The sequence below is a fragment of the Streptomyces sp. NPDC026589 genome, from assembly GCF_040638385.1.
Taxonomy (GTDB): Bacteria; Actinomycetota; Actinomycetes; order Streptomycetales; family Streptomycetaceae; genus Streptomyces.
The window spans coordinates 152063-169738 of the sequence record NZ_JBEZYG010000004.1 but is presented as its reverse complement, the minus strand read 5'-3'; the positions used below and the strand labels follow the sequence as shown (position 1 = coordinate 169738).

General features: G+C 69.7%; 19 protein-coding genes and 1 pseudogene. 2 read left to right on the top strand and 18 right to left on the bottom strand.

Annotation, left to right across the window (positions count from 1 at the left end; genetic code table 11):
* Nucleotides 1–56 precede the first annotated feature (56 nt).
* The 11 genes from AB0F29_RS08885 to AB0F29_RS08835 form a co-directional block, all read right to left on the bottom strand.
* Nucleotides 57–950 carry a diacylglycerol kinase gene (locus AB0F29_RS08885; protein WP_361869084.1) on the bottom strand — a complete coding sequence of 298 codons (894 nt, stop codon included), beginning with the start codon at nt 948–950 and terminating at the stop codon, nt 57–59.
* Nucleotides 951–969: 19 nt separating this feature from the next.
* Nucleotides 970–1935, bottom strand: a complete 966-nt coding sequence (gene tatC, locus AB0F29_RS08880) for a twin-arginine translocase subunit TatC (RefSeq protein WP_361869081.1) — start codon at nt 1933–1935, stop codon at nt 970–972.
* A 49-nt stretch (nt 1936–1984) separates the two neighbouring features.
* On the bottom strand, nt 1985–2281 hold the full coding sequence (gene tatA / locus AB0F29_RS08875; RefSeq protein WP_361869078.1) for a Sec-independent protein translocase subunit TatA: 297 nt from the start codon (nt 2279–2281) through the stop codon (nt 1985–1987).
* A gap of 219 nt (nt 2282–2500) precedes the next feature.
* Complete coding sequence (locus AB0F29_RS08870) at nt 2501–2698, bottom strand: hypothetical protein (RefSeq protein ID WP_361869076.1); 198 nt, start codon at nt 2696–2698, stop codon at nt 2501–2503.
* A gap of 75 nt (nt 2699–2773) precedes the next feature.
* Entirely contained in the window at nt 2774–3085 is a 312-nt protein-coding gene (locus AB0F29_RS08865) for a hypothetical protein (RefSeq protein ID WP_361869073.1), read from the bottom strand.
* Nucleotides 3086–3107: 22 nt separating this feature from the next.
* Nucleotides 3108–4064, bottom strand: coding sequence for a WYL domain-containing protein (locus AB0F29_RS08860; RefSeq protein WP_361869070.1), 957 nt, complete (start codon nt 4062–4064; stop codon nt 3108–3110).
* A gap of 13 nt (nt 4065–4077) precedes the next feature.
* Nucleotides 4078–5031: a WYL domain-containing protein gene (locus AB0F29_RS08855; RefSeq protein WP_018959519.1), complete on the bottom strand. Its 954-nt coding sequence runs from the start codon at nt 5029–5031 to the stop codon at nt 4078–4080.
* A 164-nt stretch (nt 5032–5195) separates the two neighbouring features.
* Nucleotides 5196–5567 (bottom strand): FKBP-type peptidyl-prolyl cis-trans isomerase, encoded by a 372-nt coding sequence (locus AB0F29_RS08850; protein ID WP_361869066.1) that lies wholly within the window; start codon nt 5565–5567, stop codon nt 5196–5198.
* Between the two features lie 44 nt (nt 5568–5611).
* A complete protein-coding gene (locus AB0F29_RS08845; protein WP_361869063.1) occupies nt 5612–6550 on the bottom strand; it encodes an FKBP-type peptidyl-prolyl cis-trans isomerase in 939 nt (312 codons plus the stop codon).
* 149 nt (nt 6551–6699) lie between these two features.
* Complete coding sequence (pafA, locus tag AB0F29_RS08840) at nt 6700–8061, bottom strand: Pup--protein ligase (RefSeq protein WP_030583618.1); 1362 nt, start codon at nt 8059–8061, stop codon at nt 6700–6702.
* Nucleotides 8062–8070: 9 nt separating this feature from the next.
* Entirely contained in the window at nt 8071–9330 is a 1260-nt protein-coding gene (locus AB0F29_RS08835) for an MFS transporter (protein ID WP_361869060.1), read from the bottom strand.
* 135 nt (nt 9331–9465) lie between these two features.
* On the opposite strand from AB0F29_RS08835, the gene AB0F29_RS08830 reads away from it, so the two are divergent.
* Entirely contained in the window at nt 9466–10500 is a 1035-nt protein-coding gene (locus AB0F29_RS08830; protein ID WP_361869058.1) for a LacI family DNA-binding transcriptional regulator, read from the top strand.
* Nucleotides 10501–10557: 57 nt separating this feature from the next.
* On the opposite strand, the gene prcA is transcribed toward AB0F29_RS08830, so the two are convergent.
* The 6 genes and pseudogenes from prcA to arc all read right to left on the bottom strand — a co-directional run bounded on the left by prcA (nt 10558) and on the right by arc (nt 16447).
* Nucleotides 10558–11370, bottom strand: coding sequence for a proteasome subunit alpha (gene prcA / locus AB0F29_RS08825; RefSeq protein WP_361869056.1), 813 nt, complete (start codon nt 11368–11370; stop codon nt 10558–10560).
* A 56-nt stretch (nt 11371–11426) separates the two neighbouring features.
* Nucleotides 11427–12272 carry a proteasome subunit beta gene (gene prcB, locus AB0F29_RS08820; RefSeq protein ID WP_361869053.1) on the bottom strand — a complete coding sequence of 282 codons (846 nt, stop codon included), beginning with the start codon at nt 12270–12272 and terminating at the stop codon, nt 11427–11429.
* Nucleotides 12224–12423 (bottom strand): annotated as a pseudogene (locus AB0F29_RS08815) (endonuclease domain-containing protein); the annotation flags it as partial. The gene prcB and the pseudogene AB0F29_RS08815, both read right to left, overlap by 49 nt.
* Before the next feature lie 162 nt (nt 12424–12585).
* The gene (locus tag AB0F29_RS08810) at nt 12586–12804 is read right to left on the bottom strand and encodes a ubiquitin-like protein Pup (RefSeq protein ID WP_010057120.1); all 219 of its coding nucleotides are present in this window, start codon (nt 12802–12804) and stop codon (nt 12586–12588) included.
* 130 nt (nt 12805–12934) lie between these two features.
* Complete coding sequence (gene dop / locus AB0F29_RS08805; RefSeq protein WP_361327925.1) at nt 12935–14446, bottom strand: depupylase/deamidase Dop; 1512 nt, start codon at nt 14444–14446, stop codon at nt 12935–12937.
* Nucleotides 14447–14680: 234 nt separating this feature from the next.
* The gene (gene arc / locus AB0F29_RS08800) at nt 14681–16447 is read right to left on the bottom strand and encodes a proteasome ATPase (protein ID WP_361869049.1); all 1767 of its coding nucleotides are present in this window, start codon (nt 16445–16447) and stop codon (nt 14681–14683) included.
* 240 nt (nt 16448–16687) lie between these two features.
* On the opposite strand from arc, the gene AB0F29_RS08795 reads away from it, so the two are divergent.
* Entirely contained in the window at nt 16688–16999 is a 312-nt protein-coding gene (locus tag AB0F29_RS08795; RefSeq protein ID WP_018959528.1) for a ferredoxin, read from the top strand.
* A gap of 60 nt (nt 17000–17059) precedes the next feature.
* On the opposite strand, the gene AB0F29_RS08790 is transcribed toward AB0F29_RS08795, so the two are convergent.
* Nucleotides 17060–17635: a hypothetical protein gene (locus AB0F29_RS08790; protein ID WP_361869046.1), complete on the bottom strand. Its 576-nt coding sequence runs from the start codon at nt 17633–17635 to the stop codon at nt 17060–17062.
* Nucleotides 17636–17676: the final 41 nt, after the last annotated feature.

Below are 17676 nucleotides of genomic sequence, written 5' to 3'. Positions count from 1 at the left end.
AGCGCGACCTTTAATACCGTTGGTCGTCTGCTCGTCCGGGCCGGACCGGCGCCTGCTCAGCCCCCGGTGAGCACCCGCACGGCACCCGGTACGCAGGTGGCGGTGAGCGGCAGCGGGCCCAGCGGTTCACCGTCCGCGTACGCCGTGACCCCGGCCGCCGCCAGCTCGATCGAGGAGGCCCGGTGCACGGTGACGGCGGGGTGGCCGAGGTGCGTGCCCCGGTAGACCTTCGGGAAGACCTTGAGGAGCGTGGTGCGGGTGCACCGTCCCACCACGGTCACGTCGAAGAGCCCGTCGTCCATCTCGGCTTCGGCGCAGATACGCATGCCCCCGCCGTACGTGGTTCCGTTGCCGACCGCGATGAGGGTGGCCTCGATCTCGGCGGCCTCTCCCCCGTCGAGCCGGATCCGGTACGGGATCGGCCGGAAGGCGGCCAGTTCGGCGAGGATCGCGAGGTCGTACTTGAACCGGCCGCCGACGAACCGCATCCGGTTGCCCCGGTCGTTGACCCGGGAGTCGAAGCCGGAGGCGAGGACCGAGCCGAACCAGCGTTCCCCGACCCGCCCGAGGTCGATGTCGCGGTGACCGCCCTCCTTGAGCGCCCGCGCGGCCAGCCGTCCGGCGGCTGCCGGGTCACGTATCGGCAGCCCCAGCGCCCGGGCGAAGTCGTTGCCGGTGCCGACGGCGACGACGCCGAGCGGGGTGGCGGTCCCGGCGACGGCCTGGAGGGCGAGGGACATCAGCCCGTCCCCGCCCACGGCTATCAGCGCCCCGGTCCCCGCCGCGACGGCGCGGCGAGCCCGACGCAGGGCGTCGTCGGCGTCCTGGCCCAGCACCGTACGGACGGAGAATCCGGCGTCCCGCAACGCGGAAGCGGCCGGCTGCGCGGCGTGCGCGCCCCGGCCGCGTCCTGCGGTGGGATTGACGAAGAGGGTGATCTCGCTGGTCACCCTTCCGGACCCTACAAGGTCAGGTGATGTCGTCGTAACCGTTCACCCGGTGTGATCCGGGACCGTCCGCCTCACCGGACGCCTGCCCCGGGAGTGCGGGTCGAGAGCCGGAGACACGCTCCACGCTCCCGACGGGCTCGGGCGTCAGATCGAGATCCGATGCCTCGTCGTCACCGAGCTCGGCGTCGGGGTTCTTGCGGTTGCGCCGCTTGTCGTTCAGCAGGGAGAAGCCGACGGCGATGAAGTAGAGGACCGCGAGCGGGCCGGCGAGAAGCAGCATCGAGACCGGTTCGCCACCCGGGGTCGCGATCGCCGCGAAACCGGTGAGGCCCACGATCATCCCGCGCCACCAGCCGAGCATCCGCTTCCCGGAGACGACACCGGTCATGTTCAGCGCGATGAGGAGCAGCGGCAGCTCGAAGGCGAGGCCGAAGACGATCACCATGCGGACCAGCAGATCCAGATAGCTGTCGAGCTCGATCTGGTTCTGCACGTTCTCGGGGCTGAACCCGAGCATGATCTCGGCGGTCTGCGGCAGGATCGCGTACGCGAGGTAGCCGCCGGAGAGGAAGAGCGGCGCGCCCACGATGGCGAAGGCATAGGCGTAGCGCTTCTCGCCCTGGTGCAGTCCTGGGGCCACGAAGGCCCACAGCTGGTACAGCCAGACCGGGGTGGCCAACAGGACGCCGGACATCAGGGCGACCTTGAGGGCGTTGGTGAACGGCGCCAGCAGGGTGTTGGTCTTCAGCAGCGCGCAGGGCTTGCCGTTGACGGCGACGACGACGCCGTCCTTGCACCCGACGGATTCGAGCAGGGGACGGAGAAGGAAGTCGTAGATCTCCTTCTGGAAGAACGCTGCCACGATCGTCACCACGACGATCGCCAGCACGGCCTTCAGCAGCCGGTTACGCAGCTCACGCAGGTGATCGAGGAGAGGCATCCGCCCCTCGTCGTCCTTCTCCTGCTTGCGGGCAGACTTGAGCAACCCACTTCCCTCGTCTCGTGCGGCGGCTGTCGGCGGAGCGCGTCAGCTGTCAGCTCTGGGTGGTGGGCTTGGCCTCGCTGACCGGACGGGAGCTGGTGACATCTCCCGGAGCGGCCTGGATGGTGCGCGCGGTGGTGGACTGCGGGGGCTTCGGGTCCTCGACGGTCTCCGTCGTGGGCGCCGCGGTCGGCGCGTCGTCCTTCTTCATGGCCTTGGCCTCGCTCTTGAGGATGCGGGCCGACTTGCCGAGCGAGCGCGCCATGTCGGGAAGCTTCTTGGCACCGAAGAGCAGCAGGATGACAGCGATGATCAGAACGATCTCGAGGGGCTTCAGATTGCCGATCATGTGCGACTTCCTTCTCACTGAGGCGGCTGGAGGGTGGGCTCGCTACCCGTTCGACCGGGCATACGTCCGATCGTTGCGCTTGGCAGCGATCGTAACCCGCAGGGGTAAACGCGAGGCAATGCCCGCGCGTACTCCTGCTTGCGACCCGCACCTCCCTAGCCTGGGCCGACCCATGCAGCGTACCCCCCGGTGCGGGCGAACATCAGGCCTCAGGGACCGTTATCGCAGGCCTTCGCCGGTGGTCGCGAGGCGGGTGGCCGCCCGTTCGAGGTCCTCGGACGCCCGGTTGATCCGCTCCGTGGTGACCGTGACCTGTCGGCCGAGACGCTGGGCCTCGACGAAGACCTTGATGCCCAGGACGCCGAGCACGGCGATGCCCAGGAATCCGAGGGCGATGGCGAGCATGGGCCAGAACATACGGCGGTCCCTCTTCCTACGGGGCTTCCTACAGGACTTCCTACGGGGCTTTTGACGAGCGCGGCGGTCGGGTCGCTACAGGGCGGTGTGCAGGCGCAGCGTCCGTACGCCGCCGCCGGTGAGCAGTTCGATGATGCGCTCCCCGGCGGGCTTGCGGACCGAGGCGCCGCACTCGGGGCAGGTGAAGGTGTAGAAGGTGGTGCGGCTGGTGGCGCCGATCGCGAGGCGCAGTGCCGCGGCGGCCAGCTCGAAGCTCCCGCGGCAGTCGGGGCAGGCGGCCCGGAAGCGTACGGCGGCGGGTACGGGCACCGGGACGGGCCCGGCGCCGGGCAGGGGCGCCGGGCGGATCCCGGGGGTGGTGGCCGGGAACAGGGGCGTCCGGTTCATCGTCGTCTCCCCTCCTCGGGTCTCAGACCGCGTCCTCGTAGGCGGCGAGTGCCTCGCGGGCGGCCTCGCGGGCGCTGTCCGCGAGCTCCGGCGGGGTGACGATGCGGCCGTCGCCGCCGAGGCGCAGGGCGAGCCTTCGCAGGGAAGCCGGGTCCGGGGTGCGCAGGGTGATCCGCAGGCCGCCGTCGGGGAGCTCGTCGGCGGAGTCGTGCGGGTAGTACTCCGCGACCCAGCGGCCGCCGGTGCCGACCTCGATCACGACTTCCGGGTCCTCGGCGGCGGGCTGGACGAGCCCCGCGGACAGGTCGCGCAGCTCCAGCTCGGGCGGGGCGGCGGGGGCGTCGAGGAGGCGGATCTCGGCGACCCGGTCCAGCCGGAAGGTCCGGCGGGCCTCGGAGAGCCGGCACCAGCCCTCCATATAGGTGTGGCCGACGGCGAAGAGCCGGATCGGGTCGACCTCGCGCTCGGTGAGTTCGTCGCGGGCGGGCGAGTAGTAGCGCAGCCAGAGCCGGCGGCGCTCGGAGATGGCCCGGTCGACGTCGGCGAAGACGCCGCCCTCCGCCTCGAAGGTCACCGAGAGGCGGGAGCTGGCCGCGCCGGACTCGCCGGCGGCCGTCTCCAGCTTGGCGGTGGCGCGGACGAGGGCGAGCCGGTCGCTCTCGCGCAGGCCGGGCAGGGTGGCGACGGCGCGGGCCGCGACGAGCAGCGCGGTGGCCTCGTCGGCGGCGAGGCGGAGCGGCTCGGCGACGTCGTCCGGGTTGTGCCACCAGATCCGGTCGCCGTCGGTATCGATGTCGAGGAGGTCGCCGCCGCGGAAGCTGGTACCGCACATGGGCAGGACGTCGAGGTCCGAGATCAGTTCGTCCTCGGTGATCCCGAAGGCGCGTGCCACGTCCTGGACGTGGGCGCCGGGGCGCTCGCGCAGATACGTCACCAGGGACAGCATCCGGCGGGTCTGGTCGATCGCGTTCGTGGCCATCGTTTCCCTGCCCCTAGTCCTTGGCCACGGCACGGAGCCGGTCCACCACATCGGCCCGCAGATCGGCGGGTTCCTCCACGACGACGTCCGGGCCGAACTCCACGAGCCAGGCGTCGAGTCCGTGCCCGTACGGGATCTCCAGCTCGTCCCAGCCGTCGCCGCGTTCCCTCACGGCTATCGCCCGCGACCGCAGCGGGTAACCGGCTCCGGCGCGCAGCCTGATCCGGGCGGTACGGGTCGCGGTCTCGCCTGCCCAGCTCTCGACGGTCTCGCGGACGGTGACGACGTCGGGCACCTCGGCGCTGAAGGCCCCGGCGCGGGAGCGGACCTTGCCGGTGATGCGGGAGAGCCGGAAGACGCGTTCGGCGCCGCGCTCGCGGTCCCAGCCCGCCAGGTACCAGTGGCCGCGCCAGCATTCGAGGGTCCAGGGTTCGACCTGGCGCTGCTCGGGGCGGGCGGAGTTGGCCTTGCGGTAGTCGAAGGTGACGGGGCGCCGGTCGCGGCAGGCCAGCATCAAGGGCTCGAACGCGGCCTCGTGGACGGGGATGCGGGGTTCGAGGGCGCTGTGGACCTCGTAGGCGTCCTCGGCCTCCGGCATTCCGGCGGCCCGCAGCTTCTGGAGGGCGCCGCTGGCGGCTCCGGCGAGGCGTGCCTGCTGCCAGACCTTGGCGGCGAGGCCGAGGGCCGCGGCCTCCTCGGCGTCCAGAGTGATGGGAGGCAGCCGGTTGCTGTCGCGGCGGGCCAGGTATCCGGTGTCGCCGTCGAGGTTCTCGACGGTCTCGATGACGAGGCCGAGCTCACGCAGATCGTCCTTGTCGCGCTCGAACATCCGGTTGAAGGAGTCGTCGGAACCCGCTTCGAGGTAGGCCTCGATGGATCCGCGGAGTTCGCGTTTGCTGAGGGGGCGCCGGGTCCCCAGCAGGCACAGCGCGAGGTTCATCAACCGCTCGGCCTTGGCAATCGCCATCGACGCCCTTTCTCTTGTTGCTCTACGACCGTCGACCGTACCGCCCCGGGGTGTGGGGACCAAAAGGCGGGCCGCCGGCCGGAGAGCGGTGACGGGACCCGCCGGAGAGCGAAGGAGGGCCCCCGCCGTGCGGCGGGGGCCCTCCTTCGCACAACCGGAACGGATCAGACCGCTACGAGGTCGCAGACGAAGATCAGCGTCTCGCCCGGGGCGATCTTGCCGCCGGCGCCGCGCTCGCCGTAGGCGAGGTGCGCGGGGATGATCAGCTCGCGGCGACCGCCGACCTTCATGCCCTGCACGCCCTGGTCCCAGCCGGAGATGACCTGACCGGCGCCGAGCTGGAACTTCAGCGGGGTGCCGCGGTTCCAGGAGGCGTCGAACTCCTCGCCGGTGGAGAAGGCCACGCCCACGTAGTGGACGGAGACGGTCTGGCCGGCCTGGGCCACCGGGCCGTCGCCCTCCCAGATGTCCTTGATCTGCAGGTCGGCCGGCGGCTCGCCACCCGGGAAGTCGACCTCGGGCTTCTCGATGCTCACGGAAACTGCTCCTCTAAATGATGAACTGGACAACCGGGACAGTCTTACACCTTGGCGAGGATGTCCACGGCGAAGACCAGGGTGGAGTTCTTCGGGATGGCCTGCTGCTGCTGGTCTCCGAAGGCCTGGTCCGGCGGGATGACGAGCAGCACCCGGCTGCCGACCTTCTTGTCGACCAGGCCGTTCTTCAGGCCCTTGAGGGTGACCTGGGACAGCGGGAAGGTCTGGGTCTTGCCCGTGGTGTACGTGTTGTCGAACTCCTTGGCACCCTTCCAGATCATGCCGACGTAGTTCACGACGACGCTGTCCGACTCCTTGACGACCTCGCCGTCGGACTCCAGGACGTAGTTGGAGACGAGCTTCTTCGGCGGGTCGCCCTTGGGGATGGTGACCGTCGGGGCCTTGCCGTCGGTCTTCACGCCGACCTTGGGCAGGTCGGCGTTGTTCTGGGCGACCTCGGTGCCCTTGGCGGAGGCCGGGATCTGGGTGGCCTTCAGGATGTCGACGACGAACACGAGCGTGGCGTTGGGCTTGATGTCGCCCTGGCCCTGCTCGCCGTAGCCGAGCTCCGGCGGGATGACCAGCTCGACGCGGCTGCCGACCTTCTGGCCGACCAGGCCCTTGTCCCAGCCCTGGATGACCATGCCTGCGCCCAGCGTGAGGTCGAAGGGCTGCTTGCGGTCGAAGCTGTTGTCGAACGGCTTGGTGGAGTCCCACGCCTGGCCGAGGTAGTTGACCTGGATCGCGTCGCCGTTCTTGAGCTTCGCGCCGTCCCCCTCGCTGAGGACCTCGGTCTTCAGCTCCTTGGGCGGGTCACCCTCCCCCTTGGAGAGGGTGGGCTTCTCGCCGAACTTGGCGCCCGCGGTGATCGCGGGGACGCCGTTCTTGGACGAGGCGGAGTCGGAGGCCTTGTCGTCGCTGCCGCACGCCACTGCCGACAGCAGCAGGAGGGGGGCGAGAAAAAGGCCGGCAATTCGGCGCACTGGTTCCTCAGATCTCAGGGGGCACGGTGAATCGGTCCCGCAACACTCTAGGCCCTTTGATCCGGTTGGGGCCGGACCCCGCACGGGCGGCCCCGGCCCCCAGGACCGGTGGGTCCTGGGGGCCGGGGCCGTGATGCGGTGACGCCGGCTCACATGCCGGCGATCAGCTTCTCCACGCGCTCGTCGACGGAACGGAACGGGTCCTTGCACAACACCGTGCGCTGCGCCTGGTCGTTGAGCTTGAGGTGGACCCAGTCGACGGTGAAGTCCCGCCGCTGCTCCTGGGCCCTGCGGATGAAGTCGCCGCGCAGCCGCGCCCGGGTGGTCTGCGGGGGCACCGACTTGCCCTCGAAGATCTTCAGGTCGTTGCAGATGCGGGCTGTCTGCCCCTTGCGCTCCAGGAGGTAGAAGAGGCCTCGGCGGCGGTGGATGTCGTGGTAGGCGAGGTCTATCTGGGCGACCCGCGGATTCGACATGGTCATGTTGTGCTTGGCCCGGTACCGCTCGATGAGCTTGTACTTCATGACCCAGTCGATCTCGGTGTCGATCCGGTCGAGGTCCTCGGCCTCGACCGCGTCCAGGGTGCGGCCCCACAGCTCCAGGACCTGGTCGACGGTGCCGGTGCGGATGCCCCGGCGCTCGACGAAGTCCACGGCCTTCTCGTAGTACTCCCGCTGGACCTCGATGGCCGAGGCCTCCCGGCCGCTGGCCAGGCGCACCTTGCGCTGCCCGGTGAGGTCGTGGCTGACCTCGCGGATCGCCCGGATCGGGTTCTCCAGGGTCAGGTCGCGCATCACCGTGCCCGCCTCGATCATGCGGAGCACCAGGTCGGTGGCGCCGACCTTGAGCAGCATGGTCGTCTCGGACATGTTCGAGTCACCGACGATGACGTGGAGGCGGCGGTACCGCTCGGCGTCGGCGTGGGGTTCGTCGCGGGTGTTGATGATCGGCCGGGAGCGGGTGGTCGCGGAGCTGACGCCCTCCCAGATGTGCTCGGCACGCTGGCTGACGCAGTAGACCGCGCCGCGCGGGGTCTGGAGCACCTTGCCCGCACCACAGATCAGCTGCCTGGTGACGAGGAACGGAATGAGGATGTCCGCGAGCCGGGAGAATTCTCCGTGGCGGGCGACGAGATAGTTCTCGTGGCAGCCGTAGGAGTTTCCCGCCGAGTCGGTGTTGTTCTTGAAGAGATAGACGTCGCCCGCGATTCCCTCCTCGTGCAGGCGGCGTTCGGCGTCGACGAGCAGGCCTTCGAGAATGCGCTCGCCCGCCTTGTCGTGCGTGACCAGTTCGGTCACGTTGTCGCATTCGGGGGTTGCATATTCCGGATGCGATCCCACGTCGAGGTAGAGGCGGGCGCCGTTCCGCAGAAAGACATTGCTGCTGCGGCCCCATGACACAACACGGCGGAAGAGGTAGCGCGCCACTTCGTCAGGTGACAGTCGGCGCTGTCCCCTGAACGTGCACGTGACGCCGTACTCGTTCTCCAGCCCGAAAATGCGGCGGTCCATGACTGAACATTACGCCTTATGGCCTGAGCTGAAACCGGGTTCGACGGCTCCGTTTCGATCATTTTCCGATCCCGTCACGACGGCGGGCGTACGGGAGGGGGGCGCGAGCACGTTCCCGGTGGCCAGGAGGACCGCCAGGGCGGCCACTCCCCCGGCCCCGGCGACGGCGAAGCTCCAGGCCGTCGAGCCGAGTTCGACGGCCGGCCCCGCGACGGCCGTGCCGGCCGCCGCGCCCACGCCGAACGTGGTGACGAGCCAGGAGAACGCCTCGGTCACCGTGCCGCGCGGGGCGTGCCGGTCGACCACGATGAAGGAGCAGGCGATGGCCGGTGCGAGGAACACTCCGGCGAGGGCGGCGAGGGCGGTCATGACGGGCACCGAGGGGGTGAGCGTCAGCGGCAGATAGCCCAGTGCCAGCAGCCCGACGATGACCCGCAGCCGCTTCTCGGGTGGGCCGGCCCACTGCCGCGCCCCGTAGCCGAGCCCGCCGATCAGCGCGCCGAGCCCGAGTGCGGCCATCAGCCACCCGTACACCGACTCCCGGCCGTGGTCGTCCGCGTACGCCACCCCGGCCACCGTGATGGAGCCGAGGGCGAGCCCGACGAAGAAGAACGCGCCGAGCAGGGCGAGGAGCCCGGGCGAGCGCAGGGCGCCGAGCCAGTGCGCCTCCCGGGGCGCGGAGCGCCAGGTGCGCGAGGGCTCGGACAGGACGACCGAGAGGGCGCCGAGGACCCCGATGGCGTTGATGACGAGCAACGCGGCGGCAGGCGACCAGAGCGATACGAGCAGCGTCACCAGGAGCGGACCTACGGTGAACATGATCTCCTGCGCCACGGCGTCCAGGGCGTAGGCCCGGTGCACCTGGCCCTCGCCCTTGAGGACGCTGGGCCACAGGGCCCGCAGGCCGCCCTCCAGCGGCGGTGTGGCGACTCCGGCGATGATGACGGCGAGGTAGGCCAGCGGGAGCGAGGAGAGGCCGGTGACGGCCAGCAGCGTCATGCCGAGCGCGGAGACCACGGCGGCCGGGAGCTGGACACGGGGCTGCCCGTAGAGGTCGACCGCCCGGCCGAGCAGCGGCTGTCCGACGGCGGTGGCCAGTCCGTAGGCGGCGGCGAGCACGCCGGCCAGGGTGTAGCTGCCGCCCTCCGCCCGGGTGAACAGCACGATCGCGATGTGCGCGGTGCCGTTGGGCAGCCGCCCCACGAGGGTGCCCGTCAGCAGCCGGGCGGCATGCCGCGCCCGGAGGATCTCCAGATATCCCGCGGCCATGTCCGCCCCTCTCCGCCCCGACCGGCTGTGCCGCCCGCGAGGTGTTACGTATAACGTCGAGGTTCATACGTACCATGTGCGCAGTTCGCGGGTCCACCTCGCGGCGTTACGGAAACATCCCGCACGGAGGCACGAGTGACCAGCGCGCATCAGCCCGGCCCCGCCCGGCCCACCAGCCGCGACGTGGCCCGTGCGGCGGGCGTCTCCCAGGCGACGGTCTCCCTGGTGCTCGGCGGGAAGTGGCCGGGCAGGGTGTCGGAGGCCACGGCCCAGCGGGTCCGGGACACCGCGGCGCAGATCGGCTACCGGCCCAATCTGGCGGCGCGCAGTCTGCGGCTCGGCCGCACCAGGACCGCGCTGCTGGTGGTGCCCGCGCTCACCAACGAGTTCTTCGCGCGGGTGTACGCCGGGGCCGCGGAGCTCGCCGCCGAGCACGACTTCGGCGTGGTGCTCTACCCCTCGCCCGACGGCACGGGCCCGGCCCGGGACCCGTTCGCCTCGGCCCGCGCCGCGCTCGACGGGGTCATCGCGTCCTCGATGGCAGCCGACGCGCTGGGCGCGCTGCACGGGGCGGATCTGCCGCTGGTGATGCTGGACAGCGACCCCTCGGACACCGGACCCGCCGCCCGTGTGAACCTCGACATCGCCGACGGGATGCGGCAGGTGACGGGCCACCTGCTGGGGCTCGGCCACCGCCGCTTCCTGCATCTGGCGTCCGCCGTGGACACCTGGACGTTCGCCGTGCGCGCCGAGGCGCTGCACGACGTGCTGGGAGCGGCGGGGGACGTGACGGTGCGCACGGTGCGCGCCCCTCTGGAGGTCCGGGCGGGGCGCGAGGCGGCCGAACAGGCTCTGTCGGCTCCCGGGGACCGGCCCACCGCGATCATCTGCGACGACGACATTCTGGCCGCCGGGGCCTGCAAGGCGGCCCGCAGGCTCGGGCTGCGGGTGCCGGACGAACTGTCGGTCACCGGATTCGACGATCTGGCGCTGGCCACCGCGCTGGAGCCGGAGCTGACCACGGTGCGGCTGCCGGCGGAGCAGGTCGGGGAGCGGGGCATGGAGGCGCTGCTCGCGGTGCTGGACGGCCGCCCCGTCCAGCGGGGCGGTCTGCCGGTCCGGCTCGTCGTACGCGGCTCCACGGCGCCGCCGCCCGCCGCCCGGACATGACGGTGCCCCCGGGCCGGGACCCGGGGGCGCGGCGCCCCGAGGGGCGCCGCTCGTCCTCTACTTGTCCGTCTCCTCCGTGGAGTCGGGAGTGCTGTCGGCACTGTCGGTGCCGTCCGTGATGTCGGTGTCCTCGGTGTCGGACGGGGCGTCCGTCGGTGTGCTGCCGGCGGTCTCCGTGTCCAGCAGCCGGGCCAGCTGACGGCCGACGATCCGCTTGAACTTGCGCTGCTGGGGGCGGGTGCGGTCCAGGACCGCGACCTCCAGCCGTTCCGCCGGGATCTCCCGCTCGCCGCCGCCCGGCTCCCGCGAGAGCGCCTGGACGGCCAGCTTGAGCGCCTCGGCCAGCGTCATCCCGTCGCGGTGACGCTGATCGAGGAAGGTGCTGATCTGTTCGGAGTTGCCGCCGACCGCGACCGAGCCGTGCTCGTCGACGATCGAACCGTCGTGCGGCAGCCGGTAGATCTGGTCACCTTCGGCGGCGCTGCCGACCTCGGCGACCACCAGCTCCACCTCGTACGGCTTCTCGGCCGCGCTGGAGAAGATGGTGCCGAGCGTCTGGGCGTAGACGTTGGCCAGCCCACGGGCCGTCACATCGTCCCGGTCGTAGGTGTATCCACGCAGATCGGCGTAGCGCACGCCGCCGATGCGGAGGTTCTCGTACTCGTTGTACTTGCCGGCGGCCGCGAAGCCGATCCGGTCATAGATCTCGCTGAACTTGTGCAGAGCGCGGGACGGGTTCTCGCCGACGAACACAATGCCGTCGGCATACTGCAGCACAACGAGGCTGCGACCACGGGCGATGCCCTTGCGGGCGTATTCCGCCCGGTCGGCCATGGCCTGCTGGGGTGAGACATAGAACGGCGTCGACACCGGCTATCCGTCCCTTTCTGTCAGTGACGAGTGCGTCTGGAGGCTGGAGGTCCGGATCAGAGCAGCGCGGCGCGCGGGCCGTCGGGCTGCTCGAGTCGGCGTTCCAGGATGGAGCGCGCGATCTCGGAGGACTCCTGGTCGGTCAGCCTCCGGAAGCCTTCGTCGGTGATGACGGTGACGATCGGGTAGATGCGGCGGGCCACGTCGGGGCCGCCGGTCGCCGAGTCGTCGTCCGCCGCGTCGTACAGCGCCTGCACGACCAGGGTGAGGGCCTGCTCCTCCGTCAGGTCCTCGCGGTAGAGCTTCTTCATCGCGTTGCGGGCGAAGATCGACCCGGAGCCGGTGGCCGCGTAGCCGCTCTCCTCGGTACGGCCGCCGGTGACGTCGTAGGAGAAGATGCGGCCCTTCTCGCGGTCGACGTCGTAGCCGGCGAAGAGCGGCACCACGGCGAGGCCCTGCATGGCCATGGCGAGGTTGCTGCGGATCATGGTGGAGAGGCGGTTGGCCTTCCCCTCCAGGGAGAGCTGGGCGCCCTCGACCTTCTCGAAGTGCTCCAGCTCCAGCTGGAACAGCTTGACCATCTCCACAGCCAGTCCGGCGGTGCCGGCGATGCCCACCGCGGAGTACTCGTCGGCCGGGAAGACCTTCTGCATGTCGCGCGACGCGATCATGTTGCCCATGGTGGCTCGCCGGTCGCCTGCCAGGACCACGCCACCGGGGAAGGACGCCGAGACGATGGTCGTCCCGTGCGGCGCCTCGATGGTCCCCTTGAGCGGCGGCAGACTCCGGTTGCCCGGGAGCATCTCGGGCGACTGGTCGGACAGGAAGTCCATGAACGAGGACGAGCCCGGCGTCAGGAAGGCAGCTGGTAGACGCCCGGTGCTACGAGTGTTGGCTTCCACGCGTTTCCCTCCAGGTATGCGATGGCCCTGCGCAGGAGAGTCAGGATCATCCCCCGACTTGCCGATGGCCGGATTGCCGTTGAAGCAAGTACCACGTACGTACGCCACGGACCCTACCCGCCCGACGGGAGTGATCCACATGTTCGGAGGGGGTTATCCGCACCGATCCGGCGGGAACGGGAAACGGCCCCCGGACCGGCGGGCGGGGGGTGACGACGCACGCCGTGGCGAACGCCGGCACCCCCTCCCCCCGTTGTCTGCGCGCATGTCCGCGTGAGCTCCCGGAACACCTCCGGGCGTTCACACTGGTGAACTACTCTCCACCCTTTTGAACGAAGGACCGAACGAAGTCCTCGGCGTTCTCCTCCAGGACGTCGTCGATCTCGTCCAGGACCGAGTCGACGTCGTCGCTCAGCTTCTCCTGGCGCTCCGCGAGGTCCTCGGACGCCTGCGCGTCCTGCGCCTGCTCCTCGACCTCCTCGGTGGAACGTGTCGCCTTCTGCTGTCCGCCGCCGGTGTCCTTGGTCGCCATGTAGCTCACCCCGCTCGGTTCGAAGCAATCGAAGCTCTTGATCAGACCCTACCCACGGGGTCCGACATTTGACCCGGTAGTTGATGCAACGCCCGCGCCTCAGGTGATTGATTCCCAGCCCGGAGGCCTTTCAGCCGCCCGACAGCACCCGGACCAGCTCCTCCGCCGTCCGGCAGCGGTCCAGCAGGTCCTTGACGTGTTCCTTCGTGCCGCGCAGCGGTTCCAGGGTGGGCACCCGTTGCAGGGAGTCGCGGTCCGGCAGGTCGAAGATCACCGAGTCCCACGAGGCCGCCGCGACGTCGTCGGCGTACTGCTCCAGGCAGCGCCCGCGGAAGTAGGCCCTGGTGTCCTCCGGGGGCTTCGTACGGGCCCTGGTGACCTCGTCCTCGTCCAGGAGGCGCTTCATCTTCCCGCGGGCCGCCAGGCGGTTGTAGAGGCCCTTGTCGGGCCGTACGTCCGCGTACTGGAGATCCACCAGATGCAGCCGGGGCGCGTCCCAGTCCAGCGCGTCGCGGCGGCGGTAGCCCTCCATGAGCTCCCGCTTGGCGATCCAGTCCAGCTCGCCCGCCAGGCTCATCGGATCGGTCTCCAGCCGGTTGAGGGTGTCCTCCCAGCGGGTCAGGATGTCCTTGGTCTGCTCGTCGGCGTCCGCGCCGTACCGCTCGTCGACGTACTTGCGGGCCAGCTCGAAGTACTCCATCTGGAGCTGGACCGCGGTGAGCGTCCGGCCGCTGCGGAGCGTGATCAGCTGCCGCAGGTCCGGGTCGTGGGAGACCTGGTGCAGGGTGCGCACGGGCTGGTCGACCGCGAGGTCGACGTTGATGAAGGCGTCCTCGATCATGGACAGCACCAGGGACGTGGTGCCGAGCTTGAGATAGGTGGAGATCTCCGAGAGGTTGGCGTCGCCGATGATCACGTGGAGCCGGCGATACTTCTCGGCGTCGGAGTGCGGCTCGTCCCGGGTGTTGATGATGGGGCGCTTGAGCGTGGTCTCCAGCCCGACCTCGACCTCGAAGTAGTCGGCGCGCTGACTGATCTGGAAGCCGTGCTCGTTGCCGTCCTGGCCGATGCCGACCCGGCCCGCGCCCGTGACGACCTGGCGCGAGACGAAGAACGGCGTCAGATGGCGCACGATGTCCGAGAACGGCGTCTCCCGCTGCATGAGGTAGTTCTCGTGCGTGCCGTAGGAGGCGCCCTTGTTGTCGGTGTTGTTCTTGTAGAGGTGGATCGGCTGCGCGCCCGGGATGGCGGCCGCCCGCTCGGCCGCCTCCGCCATGATCCGTTCGCCGGCCTTGTCCCAGAGCACCGCGTCGCGCGGATTGGTGATCTCCGGGGAGCTGTATTCGGGGTGCGCGTGGTCGACGTACAGCCGGGCGCCGTTGGTGAGGATGACATTGGCCAGGCCGATGTCCTCGTCGGTCAGCTGACTGGAGTCGGCGGTCTCCCGGGCGAGGTCGAAGCCTCGCGCGTCACGCAGCGGGTTCTCCTCCTCGAAGTCCCAGCGGGCGCGGCGCGCCCGGTGCATCGCCGCCGCGTAGGCGTTGACGATCTGGGACGAGGTGAGCATGGCATTGGCGTTGGGGTGGCCGGGGACGGAGATCCCGTACTCGGTCTCGATGCCCATTACTCGCCGTACGGTCATGCGGCCCTCCTTGCCCGGCGTCGGCCCCTCCGGGGACGACGCTCAAGTACCGCTGCTGTGTCCGGTGCGTGTGCGGTGCCCGTCACCGCACTGCGCGACTCGGCGGTACCGCAGAGCCTAGAGCGCCTCTGCGCCGGTGGGGAGCTCCATTACGACATTGCTCCGGCTCGGCCGGAACGGGGGAATGAAACCGGCTGCGGAGGCCCCTGGGGGCTTCCGCAGCCGGTCCGTGTATTACAGGTATTGGCCGGTATTGGCCACCGTATCGATGGAACGGCCGGTGTCCGCACCCTGCTTTCCGGTGACGAGTGTGCGGATGAAGACGATCCGCTCACCCTTCTTGCCGGAAATCCTGGCCCAGTCGTCCGGGTTGGTCGTGTTCGGCAGGTCCTCGTTCTCCTTGAACTCGTCCACACAGGCCTGCAGGAGATGAGCGACCCGCAGCCCCTTCTGGCCTTGTTCCAGGAATGCCTTGATGGCCATTTTCTTCGCCCGGTCGACGATGTTCTGAATCATCGCGCCGGAGTTGAAGTCCTTGAAGTAGAGGACTTCCTTGTCGCCGTTGGCGTACGTGACCTCCAGGAAGCGGTTCTCCTCTGACTCCGTGTACATCCGCTCCACGACGGACTGGATCATGGCGTGGGCGGCGGCCGGCCGGGAGCCGGTGTGCTCGGCCAGATCGTCCGCGTGCAGCGGGAGCCCCGGGGTGAGGTACTTCGCGAAGATGTCCTTCGCCGCCTCGGCGTCCGGACGCTCGATCTTGATCTTCACATCGAGGCGGCCGGGTCGCAGGATGGCGGGGTCGATCATGTCCTCGCGGTTGGAGGCGCCGATGACGATGACGTTCTCCAGGCCCTCCACACCGTCGATCTCGGCGAGCAGCTGCGGGACGATGGTGTTCTCCACGTCCGAGCTGACGCCGCTGCCGCGGGTGCGGAAGAGGGACTCCATCTCGTCGAAGAAGACGATGACGGGGGTACCCTCGCTCGCCTTCTCCCTCGCACGCTGGAAGACCAGGCGGATGTGCCGCTCGGTCTCGCCGACGTACTTGTTGAGGAGCTCGGGGCCCTTGATATTGAGGAAGTAGCTCTTCCCCGCGGGCTGCCCGGTGACCTCGGCGACCTTCTTGGCGAGCGAATTGGCGACGGCCTTGGCGATGAGGGTCTTGCCACAGCCGGGCGGACCGTAGAGCAGGATGCCCTTCGGCGGGCGGAGCTCGTGCTCCTTGAAGAGGTCGGGGTGCAGGTACGGAAGCTCGACCGCGTCGCGGATCAGCTCGATCTGGTCGCCCAGGCCGCCGATCTTGTCGTAGTCGATGTCCGGGACCTCTTCGAGGACCAGCTCCTCGACCTCGCTCTTGGGGACCACCTCATAGACGTAACCCGACCTGGAGTCCAGGAGCAGGGCGTCGCCGGAGCGGATGGTGATGTCCAGCAACGGCTCGGCGAGCCGCACCACCCTCTCCTCGTCGGTGTGCCCGACCACCAGGGCGCGCTCGCCGTCCTCAAGGATCTCCTTGAGGGTGACGATGTCCCCGGCGCGCTCGAACTGCATGGCCTCGACCACGTTGAGCGCTTCGTTGAGCATGACCTCCTGGCCACGCCGGAGGTCCTCGAGCTCGACACTGGGGCTCACGTTCACCCGGAGCTTGCGGCCCCCGGTGAAGATGTCGCAGGTGCCGTCCTCGTTGGCCTGCAGGAAGACGCCGAAGCCGGCCGGCGGCTGCGCCAGCCGGTCGACCTCCTCCTTGAGGGCCACGATCTGGTCACGCGCCTCACGGAGCGTGTTGGCGAGCCGCTCGTTCTGTGCGGACACGCCTGCCAGGTTCGTCTGCAACTCGACGATCCGCTCTTCGAGAATCCTCGAGTGACGCGGAGAGTCGGCGAGCTTACGTCGCAGGACGGCGATCTCCTGCTCGAGATAGGCAACCTGGCCGGCTGGGTCCTCTGACCCTCGCGCGGGCCGGATGCCGCGGTTGATGTCGTCGTCGTGGGCTGCCACGGTCCTCACCTCCTCCATGGGGAGCTGGACGCTTCCTGACCCTACCTGGGTGGGTGGTGATTGAAACCCCTAGATCACAAAGACTGCGGGGCGTGTCCGATCTTCACCCTTGCGCTCTCCCTCACGTCAAGGGAATACCCACCCTTCGCCACCGGAAAGCCGCCGGTTGTATCGTCGAACTGTTCAACACCCGTCAGGGCTGGCTCCAATTGGTTCAGATACGCAGGAACGGCAGGACACATGACCGTGCAGCAGGACTCGCCGGGCGACAGTGACACGCAGGACCTGGAGGTCTGGATCGACCAGGACCTCTGTACGGGCGACGGCATCTGTGTGCAGTACGCCCCCGACGTCTTCGAGCTGGACATCGACGGCCTGGCCTATGTGAAGAGCGGCGACGACGAGCTCCTGCAGAGCCCGGGGGCGACCACGCCGGTGCCGCTGCCGCTCCTCCAGGACGTCGTCGATTCGGCCAAGGAGTGCCCCGGGGACTGCATCCACGTGCGGCGCGTCAAGGACAGCGTCGAGGTGTACGGACCCGACGCCGACTAGTACTCCAGCCGGTACGGGGGGCTCGCGCCCCGACGCCGGCCGGAGCCTCGCAGTGCGCGCTCAGACGCTGCGCGCGAGGTCCCCGGAGGTGCGGACGAACGCCTTCCCCTTCCACCGCCAGGAGGCCTGTTCCTCCTGGTCGGGGCAGCAGCGGGGCACGTCGAGCGAGGAGTAGCCGAGCAGGGTCGCCGAGACGAGGCCGTCACGTACGGCGAAGTCCCCGACGGTCTTCCTGTCAGCGGGGTCCACCAGGGTCGCCACGACCCGGGGTGCGGCCCCGCTGCTCCGTGTCAGGACGTAGATGCCGCCGGGCGGGGTCCCCGATCCGGCGGCGCAGTGCACCACGGCGACGGTTTCCGGCCGTCCGTCACCGTCGAGGTCCCCGGAGGCCTTCTTCGCGACGGTCGTCCCGGCGCCGCCGCACTCCAGCGGGAACTCCACGCCGGCCGGGTCGGGAGCGGGGGCGCCGTGCTGTGTGGTGGTCCGCTCCTCGGGGGCCGTGGCGGTGGCGGTGGCCGTACGGGGCTGGAGCAGCCCGGCCAGTGCGACGACCCCGGCCATCGCCGCGGCCGTGACGAGCCAGTGCATCGGCTTGGCGGCGGTGTGGGCGAGATCCGGGAGCGCGGGGGTCTGCACGCGGTATGTCTCCTGATGGTTCCTGGAAGCCCGGTGAGGGG